This window comes from Neisseria sp. P0024.S006, from assembly GCF_051956595.1.
Classification (GTDB): domain Bacteria; phylum Pseudomonadota; class Gammaproteobacteria; order Burkholderiales; family Neisseriaceae; genus Neisseria.
Window position 1 is genome coordinate 1 of the sequence record NZ_JBQCXH010000025.1, and the last position, 504, is coordinate 504.

Below are 504 nucleotides of genomic sequence, written 5' to 3' on the forward strand. Positions count from 1 at the left end.
TGAAGTCAATCTGGTTGTCGGACACGGTGGTAACGATGTTGCGGTCGCTGCTGCGGTAGGCAACGGTTTCGCCCAGTTGGACGTTGTCGTCACTGCCGTTGTCGGCGGCAATGTTCAGACCTTTGGCCACATTGGCGTTGGTCTCTTTCAACTGACCGTAGTTGACGGCGTCGGTATCTTCGGTACCGGCGGCTACGTTGGTCACTTTGTTACCGGCGTTGTTCAATCCGTCTTTAGTCAGTTTGACGTCGCCTGCTTTAACGCCGTCTTGGGTCAATGCGACATCGTCGCCTACTTTCACACCGTCGTTGTTAACGGTGGTGTCGCCGGCTTTGACGCTGTCTACCACCAGGTCTTTGTTCAGCTTGACGGTTACAGTGTCGCCTTGGGCTTCAGTCGTGATGTTGTCGTCGCCGGCAACGGTCACGGTGGAACCGAGTTTTTCGACATTGGTGCTGCCGCTGTCGCCGTTGAAGGTCAGGCCTTTGGTGTCAACGGTGGTTT

At 55.6% G+C, this 504-nt stretch carries 1 pseudogene; it reads right to left on the reverse strand.

Going from position 1 to position 504, the window contains the following annotated elements:
- Positions 1–504, reverse strand: a pseudogene (locus tag ACTHUF_RS11075) (hypothetical protein); the annotation flags it as partial.